Here is a 21,892-nt window from a genome sequence, read left to right as displayed (position 1 = left end):
CCGGTCGCGTGGAATCCCGGCTACCCGGCCACCGTGAAGATCAACCGGGTGGCGGACGGCCCGTGTGCCGTCCCACCAGCTCCTCATCGGTTCAGGCGGGGCCGGCGTAACTGAGCGGGACCTGAAGAAAATTCCACGTGCACCGGGTGCAGTAACGCCTTGATGGGCCGATCGGGTGACGTCACTCGAAGCGCAGCTGGTGGCCGACGTCCGCCGTCACCAGGCAGCCGGACATCGACCGCCACAGCCGCACGAGCCGGGACCGCAGGTCGCTGCCGCCGCTCAGCGCCTGGGCGACGAGCTGCGCGCCGAGCAGCTCCGCGACCATCTGCTCGGCGGCGTGCCGGATGTTCACGTCGGCCCTGAGCTCGCCGCGTTCCTGGGCCAGCGACAGCACCTCGCGCACCACCGCGACCCAGCCGACGACCTGGGCGGCGGCTGCGATGTCGAAGAACACGGCCTCCCGCAACAGCTTCGCGCTCACCCGCACGCCGAGGTCGGTCTCCAGCCTGCGGACGAACTCGAACGACATCAGCACCAGCGCCTGCACCGGTGACTTCTCCGCGTCCAGGTACTCGTCGCGCAGCCGGTGCCACAGCAGGGACTGCTCCTCGACCAGGGCGACGCCGAGCGCCTCCTTCGAGCGGAAGTGGCAGTACAGCGCGCCTTTCGACACATCCGCCCTGGAGCACACGTCGGTCAGGCTGGAGCCGGCGAAACCGTCGCGGTCGAACACCTCGGCCGCGGCGGCGAGGAGCTTGGCGCGGGTACGTGCGGACTGCTCACGCCTGCTGTTCATGCCCCGGTCCGCGCGGCGGCACCGGTCGCGGTCGCGACGGCGAGGGTGTCGGGCATGTGCCAGTACTGCTCGATCTCCCCCAGGTGCACGGAGAGGACCGCGGCGAACTGCGCCAGCACCCGCTCGCCCGTCGCGAGCACCCGCCAGCGCGCCCTGCCGAACACGGCCGCGTCGCCTCCGTCGACGACGACCTGCCGCACCGCGAGCTGTTCCAGGTCGAACGTGGCGAACAGCGTCAGGAAGTGGGACTCGACCTCTCGCCGGGTGCGCGCGCCGAGGGCCCACCGGACGCCGTTCGGGTCGGCCGCCTCCCATTCCACGGTCGGTGCGCACAACCGCGCGATGCCGGAGGCGTCCTGTGCCGCGAGGCGCGCGAGGAACACCTGCACCACTTCGACCGTCGAGAGCATTTTTCCTACCTTGTCATCCAGGTCATTGTCTCGGCAACGATGCCCATGGCGGTCACACTACTGAGGGGTGCGGAATCCGAGTGCGCACACCCCATTGGCCCAGCTCAGTTCGGCCGAACATCCGATCGGTTGATTCCTGCGGTACGCGAACGTTCAACGACCGGCGGTATCACCGCAATGCACGGACCGAACTCCCGCGCTTTGCGGCAGTCTGGACGCACACCGGCATCTCACCGAAACGGAGCAGAACCGTGCTCAAGGCAGTCCGTGCAGCCCACGAGCACCAGGAGACCCCGCCGATTACCGCCTTGATTCCGCGGGCGCGGCGAGAGCAGGGCCTGACCCAGCGCGAACTGGCGGACCTGTTGTGCGAGATCTCACAGAACGACAGCGTGACCCGCGAAGAAGTGTCGAGGTGGGAACGCGGGAAGCGCATTCCCGGGCCCTACTGGCGCGCGTGGATCAGCGCCGCCCTCGACGTGCCGCACGACGAGGTCGACCGGGCAGCGCTGCTCGAACGGGAGTCGCGCAGGGCCAGGGCAGAGGACCACCCCGGTTAGCGGGAGCGGGTGGACGGCAGGGGTCCACCCGCCCGCGGGAGGGGCGGCGCCCGGTGGCCGTCACGGGCGCCGCCCCTCCGCAAGCCCTCGAAAGAAAGTCTTCGACCCTTCTCCGGGATTTGCACTACTCGCGAGTAGCACGATTGGCGGTATGGCGGGGCCTTTCCCGGTGAAGGTGAACAGGATCGCACTCGGGTGAATACTTCGCCGTTGTCGGCAGCGCGTTCAGCGGTACGGTGCCGAGCGCACGCCGGCAGCGACTCGCGTGACACCGGCTACAACGCCACGAGCTTCGGCTTCCACATTCTCTCTCTGGGCGAGAACGAGCTCTGAGCTGTCTTCACAGACTCCTTTCGAGTCCGAACGAGTGAGCCGGAGCCCATCCAGCGGCAAGACCGGTGGGAATTGTCCCGCCCACTCTTCGAAAGGACAGCACGCGGCGCCCGTTATTCGGCGGCGAAGTGCGCTTGGACGTCCTCCACGAACCGACCGAGCAGCCGGCCGAAGGTCTCCTGGTCCTCGGTGGACCAGTCGGCGATCGCGTCGGCGAACGACCCGAGCACCGCCTCCAGGTACCGCCCGGCCGCCGCGTCACCCGGCTCGGTCAGCTCGACGAGCCGCGCCCTCTGGTCGCCGGGGTCGGTGACGCGGCGGACCAGACCCGCGCGTTCCAGGTCGTGCAGGTGCCTCGTGACGTGCGGACCGGCGACCTGCATCCGCGTGGCGATCTCCCCGACCCGCAGCGGCTGACCGGTCATGCGCAGGGTGATCAGCACGGTCAGGCCCGGCCGGTCGAGCGGGATGCCGACGCGTTCCACGGCCCTCTCGACCAGGCGGCTCCGGTTGAGCACGGTGCCCAGGCGCAGGAGGTGCGGCAGCATCGCCGCGGGGTTCAGGCCCTCACCCACAACTTACCTACCTAACTTAGGTATATGCTTGCGTCGGTCGTGAAACGATACCTAAGTTAGTTAACGGAGGCTTTCGTGAGCTCAGTCCTGATCTCCGGCGCCAGCATCGCCGGTCCGTCCCTCGCGTTCTGGCTGCGGCGGCACGGCTTCGACGTCACCGTCGTGGAGCGGTCCCACACCCTGCGCGGCGGCGGCTACCCCATCGACATCCGCGGCACGGCGCTCGGCGTGGTCGAGCGGATGGGCCTGCTCCCCCGGCTGCGCGAGGCGCACGTCGACACCCAGCGGATCACGTTCCTCGACGCCGGTGGTGAGCGCGTCGCGTCGATCCGGCCGGAGACGATCACCGGCGGCGACGACCACCGCGACCTGGAGGTGCGGCGCGGTGACCTCGCCGAGATCCTCTACGAGGTCGTGCGCGACGACGTGGAGTTCCTGTTCGACAACTCCGTCGTGGCCATGGACGACCACGACGGCGGTGTGGACGTGACGTTCCGCAGCGGCCTTCAGCGCACCTACGACCACGTCGTCGGCGCCGACGGGCTGCACTCCGCGGTGCGCGCGCTGACGTTCGGCCCGGAGGAGCAGTTCCACCGCTACCTCGGGTACTGCTTCGCGGGCTTCACCCTGCCCAACCACCTCGGTCTCGCGCACGAGGCGCTGCTGTGGAACGAACCCGGCCGCGCCGCCGCGCTCTACGCCGTGGGCGAGGAGCCGACCGTGCACGGGTTCCTGAGCTTCACCCGCGCCGAGGCCCCGTTCGGCGCCTTCCACGACCCGCTGGCCCAGCGCGACCTGGTCGCGGAGGTCTTCGCGGGCGACGGCTGGGAGGTGCCGCGGCTGGTCGCGGCGATGCGGTCGGCCGAGGACCTGTTCTTCGACACGGTCAGCCAGATCCGCATGCCGCACTGGTCGTCCGGTCGCGTCGCGCTCGTCGGTGACGCCGCGTACGCCCCGTCGTTCCTCACCGGGCAGGGGTCGAGCCTCGCGCTGGTCGGCGCGTACGTGCTGGCCGGCCACCTCGGCACGGCACCGGACCACGCGGCGGCGTTCGCGGCGTACGAACGCGGCACCCGGCCGTTCGTCGAGGCGAACCAGAACCTCGTGCGGGAAGGCGACGCGGAGCTGTTCCCCGGCACGGCGGAGGCCCTCGCCGCCCGCAACGCCGCGTTGCGGGAGCGGGAGACCATGGCGACGGGCGGCAGCCGTCCCGAGCACTCCGCGCTCGTGCTCCCCGAGTTCGGCTAACGCCGCTCGTAGCGGGTCATGACCACCCCGCCGGGGAACGTCCGCGTCTCCACGAGGGCGAGGTCCACCCGGCCGTCGAAGACGGGGAAGAACGGCGTGCCGCCGCCGACCAGGACCGGGTGGGTGACGACCTGGTACTCGTCGACCAGCCCGGCCCGCACGGCCGCCGCGGCCAGCGCCGCGCCGCCGACCCGCATCGGCCCGCCGTCGCCGTCCCTGAGCCGGGTGATCTCGGTGACCGCGTCGCCGGGCACCACGCGGGTGTTCCAGCCGGCCTCCCCGACCGTGGAGGAGAACAGCACCTTCGGCGTGTCCCGCCAGTTCCGCGCGAACTCGACCTCGGCCGGGGTGGCGCCCGGCCGCTGGTCGCCCGTCGGCCAGTGGGAGCTCATCGCCTCCCACAACCCGCGCCCGTACAGGAACAGCTCGATCGCCTGCTCCTGTTCGAGCCACCACTCGAACAGCTCGTCGCTCGACACGCCCCAGCCGATGTCACCACCGGTCGCGGCGACGTGGCCGTCGAGGCTCACGTTCATGCCGTAGGTCAGCTTCCGCATGACGCCATCTTGCCGTCGAGGTACCGCACAACCGAGGAACAGGTTCCCCACAGGTGCCTCACAGGAACCGGCCGCAGTCTGGGTGCCATGACGGACAACCACGACCGCGGCCTCCAGTACGACCTCGCCACGCTCCTCGGGCGCCGGCGGGCGCTGACGCTGTTCGGCGGCGCGGGCCTCACCCTCGTGGCCTGCGTCCCGTCGACCACCACGACCACGTCGTCCCCCACGACCTCCACCTCCGCTGCCGCCCGGGGCGTCGCGCTGGAGGCGATCCCCGAGGAGACCGCCGGGCCGTACCCCGGTGACGGCTCCAACGGCCCGAACGCGTTGACGCAGAGCGGCATCGTGCGGTCCGACATCCGCTCCAGCTTCGGCTCGTCGACCCGCACGGCCGAGGGCGTGCCGCTGACGATCGAGCTGACCGTGCGGCACGAGGACGGCACGCCGTACCCCGGTGCGGCCGTCTACCTGTGGCACTGCGACATCAACGGCGACTACTCGATGTACTCCGACCGCGTGAAGGACGAGAACTTCCTGCGCGGCGTGCAGGAGACCGACGCGAGCGGGAGGCTCAAGTTCGTGAGCGTGTTCCCCGGCGCGTACTCGGGGCGATGGCCGCACGTCCACTTCGAGGTCTACCCGAGCCTTTCCGAGGCCACCGGGGCGGGCAACAAGATCACGACCTCGCAGCTCGCACTGCCGGAGTCGACGTGCAAGGAGGTCTACGGCACCACCGGCTACACGCAGTCGGTGCGCACCATGTCACGATCCTCGTTGCAGCAGGACATGGTGTTCCGCGACGGCGTGGACCAGCAGATGGCGACCATGTCCGGGAGCGTGTCCGCCGGATACACGGCCTCACTCACCTTCGCGGTGCAGGGCTAGCCACAGCTCGGCGCGCAGGCCGGGCGAGTCCAGGGAGCGGCCCAGCGCCTGCTCGGCCCTGCGCACGCGGCTCTTCAACGTGTGCCGGTGCACGCCGAGCCGGGCCGCCGCCGGGTCCCACGCGCCGTGGTGGCCCAGCCAGACCCGCAAGGCCTCCCTCGCCCCGGCGTCGAGCGGCCGCAGCAGCGCGGCGGCGAACCCGTCCGGCAACGGGATCCGGCCGGCCAGGTCCTCGAACGCGCGCACCCCCGCTTCCCGCGCCCGCATGGCCTCCCGGTAGCCGCGCGCGACCTGCGTTCCGTCCACTTCGGACGACGAGAAGCCGTCGGACTCGGCCGCCAGCACCACGACGTCACCGTCGTGCTCGGCCCAGAACACGTCGTCGTCGTCCGGTGGCGAGGTGACGAGGTGGACGCGGAACCGCTCGGGCAGGCCGTCGACCGGCAGTCCCGCGAGGAGCAGCCGGAACTGCGCGGCGCGCAGCTCCCCGCGGGCCGCGTCGACGGCGTCGTTCCGCGCCAGGGCGAGGGTGAGCAGGGACGCCGCGGTGTTGACGATGCCGGGTTCGGGCCGGGTGGTGCCCACGGCGAGCACACCGCGTGCCCGGCTGCCGAGCACTTGGAGGAACACGTGGGTCCCCGCGAGCTCGAACGCGGCGCTCGCGAGCCCGCCGGCGGTCCGCAACCGGGCCAGCTCGGCGGTCAGGTCGGGCACCAGGCGCGGGTTGTGCGCGTGCACGGGGTGACCGGCGGCGTCGAGCAGCACGACCCAGCCGTCGACCCACTGGCCGAGCCGGCGCACCACACCCCCGACCCCGGCCCTGACCGCGGCACGGGTGAGCGCGCGCTGGGCCTCGCTGGTGCGGGTGAGGGCGGCGTACTCGTCGGCGGCCACGGCCCTCGACACGGCCTTGCTGATCGCGATGAACGGCACCTCGCGCGGCACCTCCACCAGCCCGAGCCCGGTGCGGCGGGCGGCGTCGACGAGCGCGGGCGGCACGGCGGCGTGGCTGAGCCCGGTGCCGAAACCGAGGCCGACGACCCCCGCGCGCACCAGCCGGTCGACGTAGTCCTCCCCCGGCTCGCCCAGTCCGGTGGTCAGCAGCAGCTCACCGCCCTCCAGGAACGGCGCCGGGTCGGCGAGCTCCGTGCCGTGCACCCAGCCGACCGGTCGTGACACGTCACCGGCGAGCACCGGCAACCGCAGCGCGGACGCGAGCTCCCGCAACGTGATCGGCATGTGCCAGTTTGTACAGCGAGGCCGCAGCTGATCGCCATTTCCGCCACTGCGCACCGCGCTGACCAGGACCATGCTGACCCCATGACCCGACTGCGCACCTCGCTGCCCGGCCCGAAGTCGCTGGAGCTCCAGGCGCGGCGCACGAACGCCGTCGCCGCCGGGGTCGGCTCCGCGCTGCCCCTCCACATCGACTCCGCCGACGACGGCCTGCTCGTCGACGTCGACGGCAACCGGCTGATCGACCTCGGCTCCGGCATCGCCGTCACGAGCGTCGGCAACCCCGCGCCCGCGGTGGCCGAGGCCGTGCACGCGCAGATCGACCGGTTCAGCCACACCTGCTTCATGATCACCCCCTACGAGGGGTACGTGGCGGTGTGCGAGGAGCTCAACGCCCTTACCCCCGGCACGCACGAGAAGCGGTCGGTGCTGGTCAACTCGGGCGCGGAGGCTGTGGAGAACGCGGTCAAGATCGCCCGGCACGTCACCGGCCGGGCGGCGGTCGTCGTGTTCGACCACGGCTACCACGGGCGAACGAACCTCACGATGGCGCTGACGGCCAAGAACATGCCGTACAAGCACCGCTTCGGGCCGTTCGCGCCGGAGGTGTACCAGGTGCCCACGTCTTACCCGCTGCACGACGGCCTCACCGGTGCCGAGGCGGCCGAGCGGGCGATCACCGCGATCGAGAAGCAGGTCGGCGGCGACAACACCGCGGCCGTCGTGGTCGAACCGGTCCAGGGCGAGGGCGGGTTCATCACACCCGCGCCCGGTTTCCTGCCCGCCGTCGCGCGGTGGTGCCGCGAACGCGGGGTGCTGTTCGTGGCCGACGAGATCCAGACCGGGTTCTGCCGCACCGGGGAGTGGTTCGCCTGCGACCACGAGGGCGTGGTGCCGGACCTGGTCACCACGGCCAAGGGCATCGCGGGCGGTCTCCCGCTGGCCGCCGTCACGGGACGGGCCGAGATCATGGACGCCGTGCACGTGGGCGGACTCGGCGGTACCTACGGCGGCAACCCGGTGGCGTGCGCTGCCGCGCTGGGCGCCATCCGCACGATGCGCGAGCGGGACCTCAACGCCGCCGCACGCCGCATCGAGGAGATGGTGCTTCCCCGGCTCAGTGCGGTCGCGGAGAAGACCGGCACGATCGCCGAGGTCCGCGGCCGTGGCGCGATGCTCGCCGTCGAGCTCACCGAACGCACGCCCGAAGTCGCCGCCCGCGTGGCGAAGGCGTGCCACGAACAGGGTGTCGTCGTGCTGACGTGCGGCACTTACGGCAACGTGATCCGTCTGCTGCCCCCGCTCGTCATCCCGGACGACCTGCTCGCCGAAGGCCTCGACGTTCTCGAAGGAGCTTTGCTCGCATGACCGACTTCCACACCCCAGAAGACGTCGAGAACGCGGTCGCGCAGGCGCACGCGGTCGCTCCCGAGCTGGCCGCCCTGCCGGCCCACCGCAGGGCCGCCGCGCTCGACCACGTGTCGACGCGGCTGGCCGAGCGCGCGGAGGAGTTCGCGCAGGCCATCACCGACGACTCCGGCAAGCCGCTCAGGTGGTCGCGGGTCGAGGTGACCCGCGCGGTCTCCACGTTCCGCTGGGCCGCCGAGGAGGCCCGCCGGTTCTCCGGCGAGCTGCAGCGCCTCGACACCGACCCGGCCGCAGAGGGACGGCTCGCGCTGGTGCGGCGGGTGCCGCGCGGGCCGGTGCTGGGCATCGCGCCGTTCAACTTCCCGCTGAACCTGGTGGCGCACAAGGTCGCGCCCGCGCTGGCCGTCGGCGCGCCGATCGTGCTGAAGCCGGCGCCCGCCACGCCGAAGGCCGCGTTCCTGCTCGGGGAGCTGCTGGCCGAGACGGACCTGCCCGGGGGCGCGTGGGCGGTGCTGCACCTGGCCAACGAGGACACCGCGCGGCTCGTCGAGGACCCGCGGCTGCCGGTCGTGTCGTTCACCGGCTCCGGCCCGGTCGGGTGGGGCATCAGGGACCGGGTGCCGCGCAAGCACGTCACGCTGGAGCTCGGCGGCAACGCGGCCGCGATCGTGGCGCCGGACTGGACCGACGTCGAGTTCGCCGCGCAGCGCATCGCCACGTTCGCCATGTACCAGGCCGGGCAGTCGTGCATCTCGGTGCAACGCGTGTACGTGCACACCGACGTCTACGACGCGGTGGCGGACGCCGTTGTGGCGCAGGTGAAGAAGCTCGACGTCGCCGGCGACGTGGGTCCGTTGATCAACGACGCCGCCGCCGACCGGGTCGAGGCGTGGGTGGCCGAGGCGGGGGCCACGGTGCTGACCGGCGGCACCCGCGACGGCCGCACCTACGCGCCGACCGTGCTCACCGACGTGCCCGCGACCGCGAAGGTCAACGCCGAGGAGGTGTTCGGCCCGGTCGTCACGCTGACCCGCGTCGACAGCGTCGAGGAGGCCTTCGACCTGGTCAACGCGTCCCGGTACGGCCTGCAGGCCGGGGTGTTCACGACCGACGTGCGGCTCGCCTTCCGCGCGGCGCACCGGCTCCAGGTCGGTGGCGTGATCGTCGGCGACGTGCCGAGCTACCGGGCCGACCAGATGCCGTACGGCGGGGTGAAGGAGTCCGGTGTCGGGCGCGAGGGGCTGCGGGCGGCGATGGAGGACCTGACCGAGCCGCGCGTGCTGGTGCTGACGGGCCTCGAACTGTGAGCTGAGCCGGTCGCGGTGCTGCCATGATGGCTCGCGTGGCCGTCACGATCAGGGATGTCGCTCGCCAGGCGCAGGTCTCCGCGTCGACGGTCTCGCGCGCGCTCAGCGCACCCGGTCTGGTCAGCGAGGCCACCCGGCAGCGGGTGCTGGAGGTCGTGCGCGGGCTGGGCTACCAGCCCAACCGCGCCGCCCGCAGCCTGATCACCGGGCGCACCGGCAACCTCGGCATCGTGGTGCCCGACCTGGAGAACCCGTTCTTCCCCGCGGTGCTGCGCGGCGTGCAGACGCGGGCGGGCGAGGCGGGCACCTCGGTGTTCTTCTGCGACAGCAGGAAGGACGCGCTGGTCGAGGCCGAGCTGGTGCGGACGATGGCCGCGCAGGTCGACGGCCTGGTGCTGTGCGGGTCGCTGCTGTCCGACGAGCAGGTTGCCGAGCTGGCGGACGCCACACCGCTGGTGCTGCTCAACCGCGTCGTGCCCGGTGTGTCGTCGGTGCTGATGGACAGCGCCCTCGGCATGGACCAGGTCGTCGCGCACCTGGAGTCGCTGGGGCACGCGCACCACGTCTACCTCGGCGGCCCGGCCGGTTGGTCGAACCACCGGCGGGAGCAGGGCCTGCGGGGCCGTGCGGAGCTGCTCGGGTCGTTCGAGCCGAACTTCGCCGGCGGGCTGGTCGCGGCCGAACGGGCGCTGGCGACCGGTGCGACGGCGTTCATCGCCTACAACGACCTGGTCGCGCTCGGCGTGCTCAGCCACCTGGCGGCGCGCGGCGTGCGGGTGCCCGAGCAGGTGAGCGTGACCGGGTTCGACGACATCCTGTACGCGGCGATGTGCTCGCCCGCGCTCACGACCGTGACGATGCCGACCGAGGAGGGCGGTCAGGTCGCCGTCGACCTGCTGACGGACCTCCTCGGCGGTGGCGAGGCCCGGACGCGGGAGCTCCCGACGACGCTCGTGGCCCGCGCGAGCACCGGGCGAGCGCCTTGATCTCCAGCCAAGTGGAGCTCCTGGGGTCGGCGTCCTGACCGGTCGTCGAGGTGGGGGTTGTGATGCGGGCTGTTCGCGTGCACGGGTTCGGTGGTCCCGAGGTGCTCGTCGCGGGAGAGGTGCCGGACCCGGTCGCCGGGCCGGGACAGGTCGTGGTCGGGGTGGCGGCCGCGGACGTGATCTTCCTCGACACGCTGCTGCGGCGGGGCTGGGGCCACGAGCACTTCCCCACGCACCCGCCCTACGTGCCCGGTGGGGGCGGTGCCGGACACGTGCTGTCGGCAGGCGAGGGCGTGGCCCCGGCGTGGGTCGGCCGGCACGTCGTCGCGCGCGGCCCCGCGGGGTACGCGGAGCAGGTCGTCGTGCCGGTCGGTGACGTCGTCGCGGTGCCGGACGGCCTGGGCTCGCCCGAGGCGGCGGCGCTGCTGCACGACGGCGTCACGGCGCTGAACCTCCTGCGCCGCGTGGAGATCAGCGAGGGTGACTGGGTGCTGGTGGCCGCCGCGACGGGTGGCGCGGGCTCCCTGCTCGTGCAGCTGGCCCGTGCCGCCGGGGCCCTGGTCGTGGCGGCGGCCCGCGGTGACCGCAAGCTCGCCCTGGCGGAGGACCTGGGAGCGCACGTCACCGTCGACTGCTCGGCCGAGGGCTGGCAGGACCGCGTGCTCGACGCGACCGACGGCGTGCAGGTGGCCTTCGACGGTGCGGGCGGGCCGCTCGGCCGGGCCGTGTTCGAGATTGTGGCCGCGGGTGGGCACTTCGTCACCTACGGCACGTCGGACGGCTTCGCGGACATCGACCCCGAGCTCGCGCGGCACCGGCAGGTGCACGTGGACAACCCGTTGGCAGACGGTCCACCCGCTCCGGCCACGGTGCACGAGCTGCTCACGGAAGCGCTCGCGCTCACGGCACGGGGCCGGCTCCGCCCGGTGATCGGTGCGACCTACCCGTTGACGCAGGCCGCGAAGGCGCACCGGGCGCTGGAGGAGCGCACGACGCTGGGCAAGTCGCTCCTGCTCGTCTGAGGCGGGGTCAGCGCAGCGCGGCGGTCTCCGTGACCGCCCGCAGCGCGGCCACCACGGCCGAGAACGGCGGCAGGAACGGCCGGTCCACCGGCGTCTCCCCCAGCCAGCCGACACCCCCGCGGTCGATCCGCGACGGCGGCAGCGGCACGAGCGTGCCCAGCCGGTGCGTCAGCGCACCGCGGGCCCGCAGGCGGATCAGGTTCACCTGCGACGCCTCGTCGGCGGACTCGGTGAGCAGGAGCCACCGCCCGGGAGCCCCCGGCAGCGCCACCACCGGTCCGCCGAGCATCCGCAGGGCGAGGTAGTGCCGCACCTCCTCGCCGATCGCGGAACCGAGCTCGACGGCGGAGACCTGGTGGTCCGTGGTCAGCAGCAGCCTGTTCTCGGAGCGCAGCACGAGCCAGCCCCAGTCCGAGTAGCGCTGCTGGGCCGCGGAGAACGTGTCGGGGTGCGGTAGTACTCCCTTAGGCGAGCTCATGGATCTCACCCTCACTTGATCGAGGTGTAACGCCGATCACACGATTTGACTCCCCGCCGCCATGAACTCACTATCGGGCCGCCATCGGCACACTCGAACGGGGCTGGAGAGCGTGACTCACCTGCGTGAACGCCACCTGACCATGATCGCACTGGGCGGCGTGATCGGCGCCGGTCTCTTCGTCGGGACAGGGGCGGGCATCGCGATCGCCGGACCGGCCGTCCTCATCTCGTTCGGGCTCGCCGGGCTGCTCGCGCTGCTCGTGATGCGCATGCTCGGGGAGATGGCGGCCGAACACCCCAGCGGGGGCGCGTTCTCGGTGCACGCGGAGAAGGCGATCGGGCCGTGGGCCGGGTTCACCGTCGGCTGGGGCTACTGGTCGGCGGTCGTCGTGGTGCTCGCGGTCGAGGCGACCGGGGCGGCGAAGATCGCGTCCGGGTGGCTGCCCGCCGTGCCGCAGTGGGCCTGGGTGCTGGTGTTCATGTCGGTGCTGACGGCGGTGAACCTGGCGAACGTGCGGAACTTCGGCGAGTTCGAGTTCTGGTTCGCGGGCCTCAAGGTCGCCGCGATCGTGCTGTTCCTGCTGCTCGGTGGTGCCGCGGTCCTCGGTCTGCTGCCCGGTGTGGACTCCCCCGGCGTGAGCAACCTGCGCGACTTCCTCCCGCACGGCTGGGGCGGCGTGGTCGCCGGGCTGATGGCGGTCGTGTTCGCGTTCGGCGGCCTGGAGGTCGTCACGATCGCCGCCGCCGACGCCGAGGACCCCAAGCGCGCCATCGGCAAGGCGGTGCGCACGTCGGTCACCCGGCTGCTGGTGTTCTACCTCGGCTCGATGGCCGTCGTCGTGACCCTGTTGCCGTGGAACGACTCCGAGGTCGGTGCGAGCCCGTACGTGGCGGTGCTCACCAGGATCGGCATCCCGGGCGCGGCGCAGATCATGAACGTCGTCATCTTCGTGGCGCTGCTGAGCGCCATCAACGCCACCCTGTACGGCGCGGCCCGGATGCTGTCCTCGCTCGCCGACCGCGGCGAGGCGCCGAAGTCGTTGCTGCGCCGCAGGAACGGCGTGCCGCGCAACGCCGTGCTGGCGTCGGTGGCGTTCGGCTTCGTGTCGGTGGGGCTCAACTACCTGTGGCCGGACACGGTGTTCCTGCTGCTGCTCAACGCCGTCGGCTCGGCCCTGCTGGTCGTGTGGGGCTTCATCGCCGTGTCGCAGCTGCGGATGCGCCGCGGCATCGCCGACCCGGTCGTGCCGATGTGGGGCTACCCGTACCTGTCGTGGCTCGCGCTGGCGGCGATCGTGGGGATCGTCGGATTGATGCTGGCCGACTCCCAGGCCCGTGGCCAGATCCTGTCGACCGGCGTGCTGTTCGCGGTCATCGCGGCCGTCGGCGTGGCCAGGTCGGCACGGCGGAGCACCGCTGGCTGAACCGCTTGCGGCACAGGCCCTGCTTGCCCGGTTCGGTATAGTTATACCGTGATCGAACTGAAGTCCGCCGCCGAGCTGGACGTCATGCGCGAAGCGGGTCGCGTCGTCGCACGGGCCCTCGCCGCGTGCCGTGCCCACGCCGCACCGGGGGTCACCCTGCGCGAGCTCGACGAGGTGGCCAGGGAGGTGATCTTCGGGGCCGGTGCGACGTCGCCGTTCCTCGACTACCACCCGCGGTGGTCGCCCAGCCCGTTCCCCGGTGTCATCTGCGCGTCGGTGAACGACGCCGTCGTGCACGGCATCCCGGGCCCGCAGGTGCTCGGTGACGGCGACCTGGTCAGCATCGACTGCGGCGCCGTGGTCGACGGGCTGTGCGGTGACGCCGCCACCAGCTTCGTGATCGGCACCGCCACCGACGCCGACCTCGCGCTCATCGACTGCACCGAACGCGCCCTGCGGGCCGGGATCGACGCCGCCCGGCCGGGCGCGCGGATCGGTGACATCTCGCACGCCATCGGTTCCGTGGCCCGTGCCGGCGGCTACGGCCTGCTCCGGCACCACGGCGGTCACGGCATCGGCCGCGCGATGCACGAGGAACCGTTCGTCCCCAACGAGGGCAAGCCCGGCGAGGGCCTGAAGCTCGTGCCCGGCGTCGTGCTGGCCCTCGAACCGATGCTGCACGCCGGCGGCCGTGACGGCTACAGCAGCGACGACGACGGCTGGACCCTGCGCACCGACGACGGCTCACGCGCCGCCCACGTCGAACACACCGTGGCCATCACCGTCGACGGCCCCACAATCCTGACCCTGCCCTGACTCCCTCTTGCCTGAACAGCAGAGGTGGTCAGGCTGACTTTTGAGGGGTCAGGAGTTCGTTGAGCGCGTCCAGGGAGATGCCCAGCGCGCCGGCGAGCGCCGCGATCGTGAAGAAGGACGGTGTGGGGGCGCGACCGGTCTCGATCTTGCGCACCGTCTCGGCGGACAGACCGGCCCTGGCGGCGATCTCGACCATGCTCTCCTGGCCGCGCGCGTCGCGCAGCAACTGCCCGAGCCGCCTGCCCCGCTCCCGCTGCAGCGAACTCAAGGGGATGCGCACCATGCCCGCGGATTCTACGCGAACTCCGCCCTCCGGTCGGCGTGAGAAAAGTCCGTTGCACGGGCGGCCGACCAACGCATAGGTTCGAAGTACACAAGAGAGGAGGTGGTCCAAAGTTGTATAGCTATCGGACTCGTGAGGTGGCTGTCCGCTAGGACCAGCCCTCGGTGACGCCTGGCGAAACCCAGGCAGCCACCCGACCCCCGGACTTCGAGCGCTGGTCCCGCTCGGCCCGCTCACGCGGGAGTCGTCCGGGGGTTGTCCCATTTCCGGGGAACCGCACCGAGACGACCGAACCTCAGAGCGCCTTCTTCAGCACCGTGAGATCGGCGACGAACGCGTCGTAGGACTCGGTGAAGTCCTCGGCCCTCAGCACGGCCGACGGGTGCACGGTCACGCCGACCCGCAGCCCGTCGTGCTCCACCACCCGGCCCCGGTTCTCGGTGAGCTTGAACGACGGCCCCAGCAACGCCTTCGCCGCCACGGCACCCAGGCACACCACCAGGTCGGGCTTCACCACCCGCAGCTCCTCGCGCAGCCACGGGAAGCACGCGACGACCTCGGAACGCCGTGGCTGCTGGTGAATCCTGCGCTTGCCGCGCGCGGTGAACCTGAAGTGCTTCACCGCGTTCGTGAGGTAGACGTCCGGCCGGTCGATGCCCGCGGCAGCCAACGCCTTGTCCAGCAACCGGCCCGCCGGGCCGACGAACACGTGGCCCTCGACGTCCTCGCGGTCGCCGGGCTGCTCCCCCACCATCATCAGCCGGGCTTTCACCGGCCCCTCGCCGAACACCGTCTGGGTGGCGTCGCGGTACAGCTCGCACCCGCGGCAGCCGGCGGCAGCAGAACGCAACGCCGCCCAGCTCTTCCCCTCGGGGACGAACTGGGCGGCGGACGCGGTGTCTTTACTTGTTCGACCGGAAGGCATCCTTGACCTTCTCGCCGGCCTGCTTCAGAGCGCCCTTGGCTTGCTCCGCGCGGCCCTCGGCCTGCCACTGCTCGTTGTCCGTGGCGTCGCCGACCGCGGCCTTGGCGCGGCCCTTGAGCTCCTCGGCCTTGTTCTCGAACTTCTCGTCGGCACCCATGGATCAGGCTCCTCCACTAGCGGTCAGCTACGCCGACCGGTTACCCGGCGAGCAGCGATCCAAACAGTTGATAAGGTGATCACTCGCGGTTGAGAACCCAGCCGCAAGCCGATGAGACGGCTTGCTCTGGGTGTGCCCGCCCTTCGCAAGATGAGCTACCTGGAGCGTCGTCGTCCCACCGGCATGCCGCTGTGACCATGACGACGTGAAAGGAGCCGGCGGTGTCGTCCGCGAGAATCACCGCCCTCGAGGCCGAGGTGGCAGGGTTGCGCAAGGCCCTGGCGTCACGGACCGTCATCGGGCAGGCCACGGGCCTGATCGCCGCACGCAAACCCTGCACACCCCAGCAGGCGTTCCAGCTGCTGGTGCAGATATCACAGCACCACAACATCAAGCTGCACGTCGCGGCCGACCGCCTGGTCGCCGCGTTCGTGCACGCCCACCTCGGCCGGCCGGTGAACCCGGCCGACCAGGTGTTGTGGGATCACGTCAACGCGACCACGGCGAACGAGTCCGGAGGAAGCGACGACGGGTTCGCCGAGGAGGTCAGCAGCACATCCCCGTGAGGCAGCGGGACGGGGGTCGTGCCCAGGTTGACCACCACGCGGGTCTGCCCGCGGTGCAGCACGAAGCACTCCCCGTCCTGCTCCACCACGAACCGGTCGAGTCGCGGATCGGCCAGCTCGGGGCGGGAGCGCCGCAACGCGATCAGCGCGCGATAGGTCTCGTACACCTTCGCGTGCTCCCCCTCACCGACCTCGTCCCACCTCAGCCGCGAGTTCTCCACGGTCTGCGGCGACATGGGGTCCGGTACGTCTGATTCGCCCCACCCGTGGCGGGAGAACTCCCTGCGCCGCCCGGTCCTGACCGCCTCGGCGAGCTGCGGGTCCGGGAAGGACGCGAAGAACTGCCACGGCGTGGAGGCCGCCCACTCCTCCCCCATGAAGATCATGGGCGTGTAGGGCGAGCACAGCACGATCGCCGCCGCGCACAACAACTTCCCGGTGGGCACGGATGCGGGCAACCGGTCACCGGCCGCCCGGTTGCCGACCTGGTCGTGGTTCTGGGTGTAGGCCAGGAACCGGTGGCCGGGGATCAACGCCGTGTCGACCGGCTTGCCGTGGTGCTTCTCCCGGAACGACGACCAGGTGCCGGCGTGGAAGAAGACACCCTCCAGCGTGTTCTTCAGCGCTCCCGGTGCCGCGAAGTCCGCGTAGTACCCGAACGTCTCACCCGTCAGGGCAACGTGCAGGCAGTGGTGCAGGTCGTCCGACCACTGCGCGTGCAGGCCCGTTCCCCCGCCCTCCCGCGCGGTCACCAGTCTCGCGTCGTTCAGGTCGGACTCGGCGATCAGCGTCAACGGCCGCCCGACCGCCGCCGACAACGCGTCCACCTCGACCGCGAGCTCCTCCAGCAGGTGCACCGCGCTCCGGTCGGCCAGTGCGTGCACCGCGTCGAGCCGCAGCCCGTCCACGTGGAAGTCGCGCAGCCACTGCAGGGCGTTGTCGAGCACGTACCGGCGCACCTCGTCGGAGCCGGCGCCGTCGAGGTTGAGGCCGGGACCCCAGTCGTTGCTGCCCGCGAAGTACGGGCCGAACCGGTCGAGGTAGGCCCCCGACGGACCGAGGTGGTTGTAGACGACGTCGAGCAGCACGGCCAGGCCGCGGGCGTGGCAGGCGTCGACGAACCGCTTGAAGCCGTCCGGCCCGCCGTAGGGCTCGTGCACCGCGCCCCACAGCACGCCGTCGTAGCCCCAGCCCTCGACGCCGTCGAAGCTGTTGACCGGCATGACCTCGACGAACGTGATGCCCAGGTCCACCAGGTGGTCGAGCTTCCCGATCGCCGCGTCGAACGTGCCCTCGGGCGTGAACGTGCCGATGTGCAGCTCGTAGATCACCCCGCCGGGCAGCGCGCGGCCGGTCCAGCCGCCGTCCTGCCACTCGTAGGTGTGCTCGTAGACGCGGGACGCCTCGTGCACGCCGTTCGGCTGCCACAGCGACCGCGGGTCCGGCAGCGCCTGGCCGTCGACCACGAACGCGTAGTCGGTGCCGCTCACGTCGCAGTGCCACCAGTCGCCGTCGCGCTTCATCCCGTGGTCGACGCCGTCGACCCGGACGTGCACGGACTCGGGCTTCGGTGCCCACACGGAAAAGCTCACGATTCCCCTCGCACGAGCAGAGCCACCGGGTAGCGGTCGAGCAGCGCGGCCAGGTCCTCGGTCGCCGGCCGCCCGGTGAGCACGTCCGTCCACTCCGGACCGGGCAGCGGCAGCGCGGTGCCCTGCCAGCCCTTGCGCGCCAGCCCGACCGGGAGCCGGGTCGCGACGGTGATGACGTGCTCGCGCTGGAACGCGAGCACGTGCTCGGCGGCGGGTCCCTCCGCGCGCAGCGGGCGGTAGCCGTGGAAACCGCGGGCCTTGGCCTGCAACGCCCGGTGCACCACCAGCAGCTTCGCGGCGCCGGTCTCGTCGACCTCCGGCACCCAGCCGTCCTCGATGCGGGCCAGCAGCTCCCTGCGCAGCTCGTAGTCGACCGGCCTGCGGTTGTCCGGGTCGACCAGCGAGTAGTCCCACAGCTCGGTGCCCTGGTAGATGTCCGGCACGCCGGGCGCGGTGAGCTGGACCAGCTTCTGGCCCAGCGAGTTCGACCAGCCCGGCACCGTGAGCCGCTCGGCGAACGCGGCGACCTCGGGCAGCCCGAGCACCTTCGCGGGCCACGCGGCCACCTCGGCGTCGAACTCGGCGTCGCGGTCGACCCACGAGGTCTTGACCTTCGCCTCGCGCGAGGCCTTCTCCAGGTACTGCGCGAGGCGGTCCTCGGTGATCGGCCACGCGCCGAGCAGCGACTGCCAGGCCAGCCGGTTGAGCGACGGCTCGGACAGCCCGTGCCGCGCGGTCATGGTCTCCTCGAACGCCAGGTACTCGTCCGGGATCTCGGCCAGCACGGCGAGCCGGGCCCGCACGTCCTCCGACCGCTTGGTGTCGTGGGTGGTCAGCGTCGTCATCGACCGCGGCCAGCTGGCCTCGCGGGCGGCGGCGCGCTGGTGGAACTCCTCCACCGGCATGCCGAACCGGTCCGGTGAGCCACCGACCTCGTTGAGGGCCACGAAGTTCGTGTACCGGTAGAACGCGGTGTCCTCGGTGCCCTTGGCGACGACCATGCCGGAGGTCTGCTGGATGCGGGTGGCCAGCTCGCCGTGCGGGTCGGCGCGGACCTGCTCGTCCAGCGCCTCGACCGCGGGCGAGGACGACAGCCGCACCGCGGTGTCCCAGTGCTCCAAGCCCTCCGGCAGGTAGGACCGGTACACCGGGAAGTTGACCATCACCTCGGCGACGGCCGCGCACGCGTCCTCGAACGGCACGTCCTTCACCAGCCGCGCGATCCGGCGCACCTCGGCGACCAGGATCGAGTCGGCGACCTGGCGGCGTGACGCGTGCTCGACCTCGTGGAAGGTCGGCTGCCCGTCACGGGGTTCGAACGCGTCCGTCGGCGCGATGAACACGCCGCAGATCTCGCGCAGCGCGTCGTAGCCCGTGGTGCCGTCGACCGGCCAGCTCTGCGGCAGCGTCTCGTCCGGCCCGAGGATCTTCTCGACGACGATCCAGCCGTCGAACTTCGCGCGCAGCGCCCGGAAGTAGCCGCCGGGGTCGGCGAGGCCGTCCGGGTGGTCGATCCGCAGCCCCTCCGCGCCCCACCGCAGCACCTCGTGGTGGGTCATGTCGAACACGTCCGGGTCCTCGACCCGGATCGCGGCCAGCTCGGTGATGTCGAAGAACCGGCGGTAGTTGAGCTCCTGGTTGCCGCGCCGCCAGTTCACCTTGACGAAGTGGTCGTGCTCCTCGTCCTCGGCGTCCTCGGCCAGCACCGGCAGCAGCACCCGCCCGGAGGACCAGTCGATGTCGAAGTACTTGGCGTACTCCGACTCCTGGCCCTTTTCGAGGACGTCCTCCCACCACGGGTTCGGCACGGCCATGTGGTTCGGCACGATGTCGACGTACAGGCCGATGCCGAGTTCGGTCAGCTTGTCCTGCAACGCTTCGCGCGCCTGCTTGCCGCCGAACTCCTCCCGCGTGCGGGTCGGGTCGGTGACGTCGTAGCCGTGCGTGGAGCCTTCGCGCGCCTCCAGCAGCGGTGACGCGTAGAGCCCGTGCACGCCGAGGCGGTGCAGGTAGTCCGCGATGTTCTCGGCGTCGGCGAAGGTGAAGCCGGGGGTGAACTGGATGCGGTAGGTGGAGTACGGGGCGCCCATCAGGCGGTCCTCTCCAGCACGACCAGCGAGCGCGCGGTCAGCGCGAGGCTGCCCGCCGCCGCGATCGGCTTCTTGCCGGCACCGCCGACCTGGCCGGTCGCGGTGTCGACCACGACCGTCCACTCGGTACCGTAAGAGCTGTCGGGCAATGTCACCTGGATGTCCTCGTGGTGTGCGTTGAACGCCATCAGGAACGAGTCGTCGACCACGCGCATGCCGCGCGAGTCGAGGTCCGGCATGCCTTCGCCGTTGAGGAAGACGACGATGCACTTGCCGAAGTCGTCCTCCCAGTTCTGCTCGGTCATCTCCTCACCGGAGGGGGTGAACCACGCGATGTCGCGCAGCTCGTCGCCCTTGCGGATCGGCCGGCCCGCGAAGAACCGCTTGCGCCGGAACACCGGGTGGGCCTTGCGGAACGCGGTCAGCGCCGAGGTGAAGTCGACCAGCTCGGCGTGCCGCTCCAGCAGCGACCAGTCGACCCAGGAGACCTCGTTGTCCTGGCAGTAGGCGTTGTTGTTGCCGTTCTGCGTGCGGCCGAACTCGTCGCCGTGCAGGATCATCGGCACGCCCTGCGACAGGATCAGGGTGGCGATGAGGTTGCGCCGCTGGCGGGCCCGCAGGTCCACGACCTCCTCGTCGTCGGTCGGTCCCTCGACGCCGCAGTTCCACGAGCGGTTGTGGCTCTCGCCGTCGTTGTTGTCCTCGCCGTTGGCCTCGTTGTGCTTCTCGTTGTACGACACCAGGTCGTTGAGCGTGAAGCCGTCGTGGGCGGTGACGAAGTTGATCGACGCGTAAGGCCGGCGGCCGTCGTCCTGGTACAGGTCCGACGACCCGGTGATGCGCGAGGCGAACTCGCCCAGCGTCGCCGGCTCACCGCGCCAGAAGTCCCGGACGGTGTCGCGGAACTTGCCGTTCCACTCCGTCCACAGCGGCGGGAAGTTGCCCACCTGGTACCCACCGGGACCGACGTCCCACGGCTCGGCGATCAGCTTGACCTGCGACACCACCGGGTCCTGCTGCACGACCTCGAAGAACGTCGCCAGCCGGTCCACGTCGTAGAACTCCCGCGCCAGCGTCGCCGCCAGGTCGAACCGGAAGCCATCGACGTGCATCTCGGTGACCCAGTACCGCAGCGAGTCCATGATCAGCTGCAACGTGTGCGGCGTCCGCACGTTCAGCGAGTTGCCGGTGCCCGTGTAGTCCATGTAGAACTTGGGCTCGTCGTCCATCACCCGGTAGTAGGCCAGGTTGTCGATGCCCTTCATGGACAGCGTCGGCCCGAGGTGGTTGCCCTCGGCGGTGTGGTTGTAGACCACGTCGAGGATGACCTCGATGCCCGCCTGGTGCAGGGCGCGGACCATGCCCTTGAACTCCTGCACCTGGTTCAGCGGCATGGCCGCGTAGCCGTCGTGCGGCGCGAAGAACCCGATCGTGTTGTAGCCCCAGTAGTTGCTGAGCCTGCGCTCCTGCAACGTGTGGTCGCTGATGAACTGGTGCACGGGCATCAGCTCGACCGCCGTCACGCCCAGCTTGATCAGGTGGTCGATCATCACCGGGTGCGCGAGTCCCGCGTAGGTGCCGCGCAGTCGCGGCGGGATCTCCGGGTGGTCGATCGTGAGGCCGCGGACGTGCGCCTCGTAGATGACGCTCTCGTTGTACGGCGTCCTGGGCGAGCGGTCGTTCGTCCAGTCGAAGAACGGGTTGACCACCACGGACTTCGACACGAACGGCGCCGAGTCCGCGTCGTTGCGCTTCTCGGGCGCGCCGAACTTGTAGCCGTAGAGCGCTTCATCCCACGCGAGGCCGTTGGAGATGGCCTTCGCGTACGGGTCGATGAGCAGCTTGTTGGGGTTGCAGCGAAGGCCCCGCTCCGGGTCGTACGGCCCGTGCACGCGGTACCCGTACCGCTGGCCGGGGCCGACGCCGAGCAGGTAGCCGTGGTGCACGAAACCGTCCACCTCGGGCAACCGGACGCGTGTCTCTGTGCCGTCGTCGTCGAAGAGGCAGAGCTCCACGTACTCGGCAACTTCGGAGAACAGGGCGAAATTCGTTCCTACGCCGTCATAACCAGCGCCTAGCGGATACGGCCTGCCGGGCCAGGGTCGCACGATGCTCCTCACGCGGTAGCGATACCCACACGACCCTATCCGTCTAACCGAGATGCGGCATTCCGCGCGGGTGGCGTTGCGCGGAAGCGCGGGTCAGTTCCCGCGGCCGTGCCGGGGTCCGGTCCACCGTGCGGGCAGCACGGGGTGCACCAACCCCGGCGC

Annotated in this window: 22 protein-coding genes; 10 read left to right on the top strand and 12 right to left on the bottom strand. The window is 71.1% G+C overall.

Annotated features, from left to right (window positions below; all coding sequences use genetic code 11):
- Positions 1-181 precede the first annotated feature (181 nt).
- Together ACZ7CH_RS22535 and ACZ7CH_RS22530 are read right to left on the bottom strand one after the other, a co-directional pair.
- A complete protein-coding gene (locus ACZ7CH_RS22535) occupies positions 182-799 on the bottom strand; it encodes a ScbR family autoregulator-binding transcription factor (protein WP_360396178.1) in 618 nt (205 codons plus the stop codon).
- Positions 796-1,209, bottom strand: a complete 414-nt coding sequence (locus ACZ7CH_RS22530; protein ID WP_360396176.1) for a nuclear transport factor 2 family protein — start codon at positions 1,207-1,209, stop codon at positions 796-798. The genes ACZ7CH_RS22535 and ACZ7CH_RS22530 overlap by 4 nt, the downstream gene beginning before the upstream one ends.
- 251 nt (positions 1,210-1,460) lie before the next feature.
- Between ACZ7CH_RS22530 and ACZ7CH_RS22525 the strand changes: the two genes are divergently transcribed.
- A complete protein-coding gene (locus ACZ7CH_RS22525) occupies positions 1,461-1,769 on the top strand; it encodes a helix-turn-helix transcriptional regulator (protein WP_360396174.1) in 309 nt (102 codons plus the stop codon).
- A 446-nt stretch (positions 1,770-2,215) separates the two neighbouring features.
- Here the strand turns inward: ACZ7CH_RS22525 and ACZ7CH_RS22520 are convergent, their stop codons facing one another.
- Positions 2,216-2,677, bottom strand: coding sequence for a MarR family winged helix-turn-helix transcriptional regulator (locus ACZ7CH_RS22520; RefSeq protein ID WP_470374760.1), 462 nt, complete (start codon positions 2,675-2,677; stop codon positions 2,216-2,218).
- A gap of 75 nt (positions 2,678-2,752) precedes the next feature.
- Between ACZ7CH_RS22520 and ACZ7CH_RS22515 the strand changes: the two genes are divergently transcribed.
- Positions 2,753-3,925: an FAD-dependent monooxygenase gene (locus ACZ7CH_RS22515; protein WP_470374759.1), complete on the top strand. Its 1,173-nt coding sequence runs from the start codon at positions 2,753-2,755 to the stop codon at positions 3,923-3,925.
- On the opposite strand, the gene ACZ7CH_RS22510 is transcribed toward ACZ7CH_RS22515, so the two are convergent.
- Positions 3,922-4,482 (bottom strand): dihydrofolate reductase family protein, encoded by a 561-nt coding sequence (locus tag ACZ7CH_RS22510; protein WP_360396168.1) that lies wholly within the window; start codon positions 4,480-4,482, stop codon positions 3,922-3,924. The two genes, ACZ7CH_RS22515 and ACZ7CH_RS22510, sit on opposite strands and share 4 nt — an antisense overlap.
- Before the next feature lie 87 nt (positions 4,483-4,569).
- On the opposite strand from ACZ7CH_RS22510, the gene ACZ7CH_RS22505 reads away from it, so the two are divergent.
- On the top strand, positions 4,570-5,370 hold the full coding sequence (locus tag ACZ7CH_RS22505; RefSeq protein WP_470374758.1) for an intradiol ring-cleavage dioxygenase: 801 nt from the start codon (positions 4,570-4,572) through the stop codon (positions 5,368-5,370).
- Here the strand turns inward: ACZ7CH_RS22505 and ACZ7CH_RS22500 are convergent.
- Complete coding sequence (locus tag ACZ7CH_RS22500; protein WP_470374757.1) at positions 5,344-6,609, bottom strand: PucR family transcriptional regulator ligand-binding domain-containing protein; 1,266 nt, start codon at positions 6,607-6,609, stop codon at positions 5,344-5,346. The genes ACZ7CH_RS22505 and ACZ7CH_RS22500 overlap by 27 nt on opposite strands.
- Before the next feature lie 81 nt (positions 6,610-6,690).
- On the opposite strand from ACZ7CH_RS22500, the gene gabT reads away from it, so the two are divergent.
- From gabT to ACZ7CH_RS22480, 4 genes are all read left to right on the top strand, one after another.
- A complete protein-coding gene (gabT, locus tag ACZ7CH_RS22495) occupies positions 6,691-7,974 on the top strand; it encodes a 4-aminobutyrate--2-oxoglutarate transaminase (protein ID WP_470374756.1) in 1,284 nt (427 codons plus the stop codon).
- Positions 7,971-9,281, top strand: a complete 1,311-nt coding sequence (locus ACZ7CH_RS22490; RefSeq protein WP_458431261.1) for an aldehyde dehydrogenase family protein — start codon at positions 7,971-7,973, stop codon at positions 9,279-9,281. Before gabT ends, ACZ7CH_RS22490 begins: the two co-directional genes overlap by 4 nt.
- A 23-nt stretch (positions 9,282-9,304) precedes the next feature.
- On the top strand, positions 9,305-10,267 hold the full coding sequence (locus ACZ7CH_RS22485) for a LacI family DNA-binding transcriptional regulator (RefSeq protein ID WP_360396160.1): 963 nt from the start codon (positions 9,305-9,307) through the stop codon (positions 10,265-10,267).
- A gap of 62 nt (positions 10,268-10,329) precedes the next feature.
- Positions 10,330-11,289 carry a zinc-binding dehydrogenase gene (locus ACZ7CH_RS22480; protein WP_470374755.1) on the top strand — a complete coding sequence of 320 codons (960 nt, stop codon included), beginning with the start codon at positions 10,330-10,332 and terminating at the stop codon, positions 11,287-11,289.
- Between the two features lie 7 nt (positions 11,290-11,296).
- Here the strand turns inward: ACZ7CH_RS22480 and ACZ7CH_RS22475 are convergent, their stop codons facing one another.
- Positions 11,297-11,767, bottom strand: a complete 471-nt coding sequence (locus ACZ7CH_RS22475) for a hypothetical protein (protein WP_360396157.1) — start codon at positions 11,765-11,767, stop codon at positions 11,297-11,299.
- Positions 11,768-11,879: 112 nt separating this feature from the next.
- Between ACZ7CH_RS22475 and ACZ7CH_RS22470 the strand changes: the two genes are divergently transcribed.
- Together ACZ7CH_RS22470 and map are read left to right on the top strand one after the other, a co-directional pair.
- Positions 11,880-13,193: an amino acid permease gene (locus tag ACZ7CH_RS22470; protein WP_458431259.1), complete on the top strand. Its 1,314-nt coding sequence runs from the start codon at positions 11,880-11,882 to the stop codon at positions 13,191-13,193.
- A gap of 48 nt (positions 13,194-13,241) precedes the next feature.
- Positions 13,242-14,009 (top strand): type I methionyl aminopeptidase, encoded by a 768-nt coding sequence (gene map, locus ACZ7CH_RS22465; protein ID WP_458431258.1) that lies wholly within the window; start codon positions 13,242-13,244, stop codon positions 14,007-14,009.
- Positions 14,010-14,037: 28 nt separating this feature from the next.
- Here map and ACZ7CH_RS22460 read toward each other — a convergent pair whose 3' ends face one another.
- The 3 genes from ACZ7CH_RS22460 to ACZ7CH_RS22450 form a co-directional block, all read right to left on the bottom strand.
- Positions 14,038-14,292: a helix-turn-helix domain-containing protein gene (locus tag ACZ7CH_RS22460; RefSeq protein ID WP_360396151.1), complete on the bottom strand. Its 255-nt coding sequence runs from the start codon at positions 14,290-14,292 to the stop codon at positions 14,038-14,040.
- Positions 14,293-14,587: 295 nt separating this feature from the next.
- Positions 14,588-15,217, bottom strand: coding sequence for a UdgX family uracil-DNA binding protein (locus ACZ7CH_RS22455; RefSeq protein WP_470374754.1), 630 nt, complete (start codon positions 15,215-15,217; stop codon positions 14,588-14,590).
- Positions 15,195-15,374, bottom strand: coding sequence for a CsbD family protein (locus ACZ7CH_RS22450; protein ID WP_458431256.1), 180 nt, complete (start codon positions 15,372-15,374; stop codon positions 15,195-15,197). Before ACZ7CH_RS22450 ends, ACZ7CH_RS22455 begins: the two co-directional genes overlap by 23 nt.
- A gap of 221 nt (positions 15,375-15,595) precedes the next feature.
- On the opposite strand from ACZ7CH_RS22450, the gene ACZ7CH_RS22445 reads away from it, so the two are divergent.
- On the top strand, positions 15,596-15,940 hold the full coding sequence (locus ACZ7CH_RS22445; RefSeq protein WP_360396146.1) for an ANTAR domain-containing protein: 345 nt from the start codon (positions 15,596-15,598) through the stop codon (positions 15,938-15,940).
- Here the strand turns inward: ACZ7CH_RS22445 and treZ are convergent.
- The 3 genes from treZ to glgX are packed head-to-tail and all read right to left on the bottom strand — an operon-like array spanning position 15,859 to position 21,730.
- Positions 15,859-17,532, bottom strand: a complete 1,674-nt coding sequence (treZ, locus tag ACZ7CH_RS22440; protein WP_360396145.1) for a malto-oligosyltrehalose trehalohydrolase — start codon at positions 17,530-17,532, stop codon at positions 15,859-15,861. The two genes, ACZ7CH_RS22445 and treZ, sit on opposite strands and share 82 nt — an antisense overlap.
- Complete coding sequence (gene treY / locus ACZ7CH_RS22435; RefSeq protein ID WP_458431254.1) at positions 17,529-19,622, bottom strand: malto-oligosyltrehalose synthase; 2,094 nt, start codon at positions 19,620-19,622, stop codon at positions 17,529-17,531. The genes treZ and treY overlap by 4 nt, the downstream gene beginning before the upstream one ends.
- A complete protein-coding gene (gene glgX / locus ACZ7CH_RS22430) occupies positions 19,622-21,730 on the bottom strand; it encodes a glycogen debranching protein GlgX (RefSeq protein WP_470374753.1) in 2,109 nt (702 codons plus the stop codon). Before glgX ends, treY begins: the two co-directional genes overlap by 1 nt.
- Positions 21,731-21,892: the final 162 nt, after the last annotated feature.

Source organism: Lentzea sp. NPDC037011 (assembly GCF_055607425.1).
Note: the sequence above shows the minus strand (reverse complement) of the source record. Positions and strands in the feature narration are given on the sequence as shown.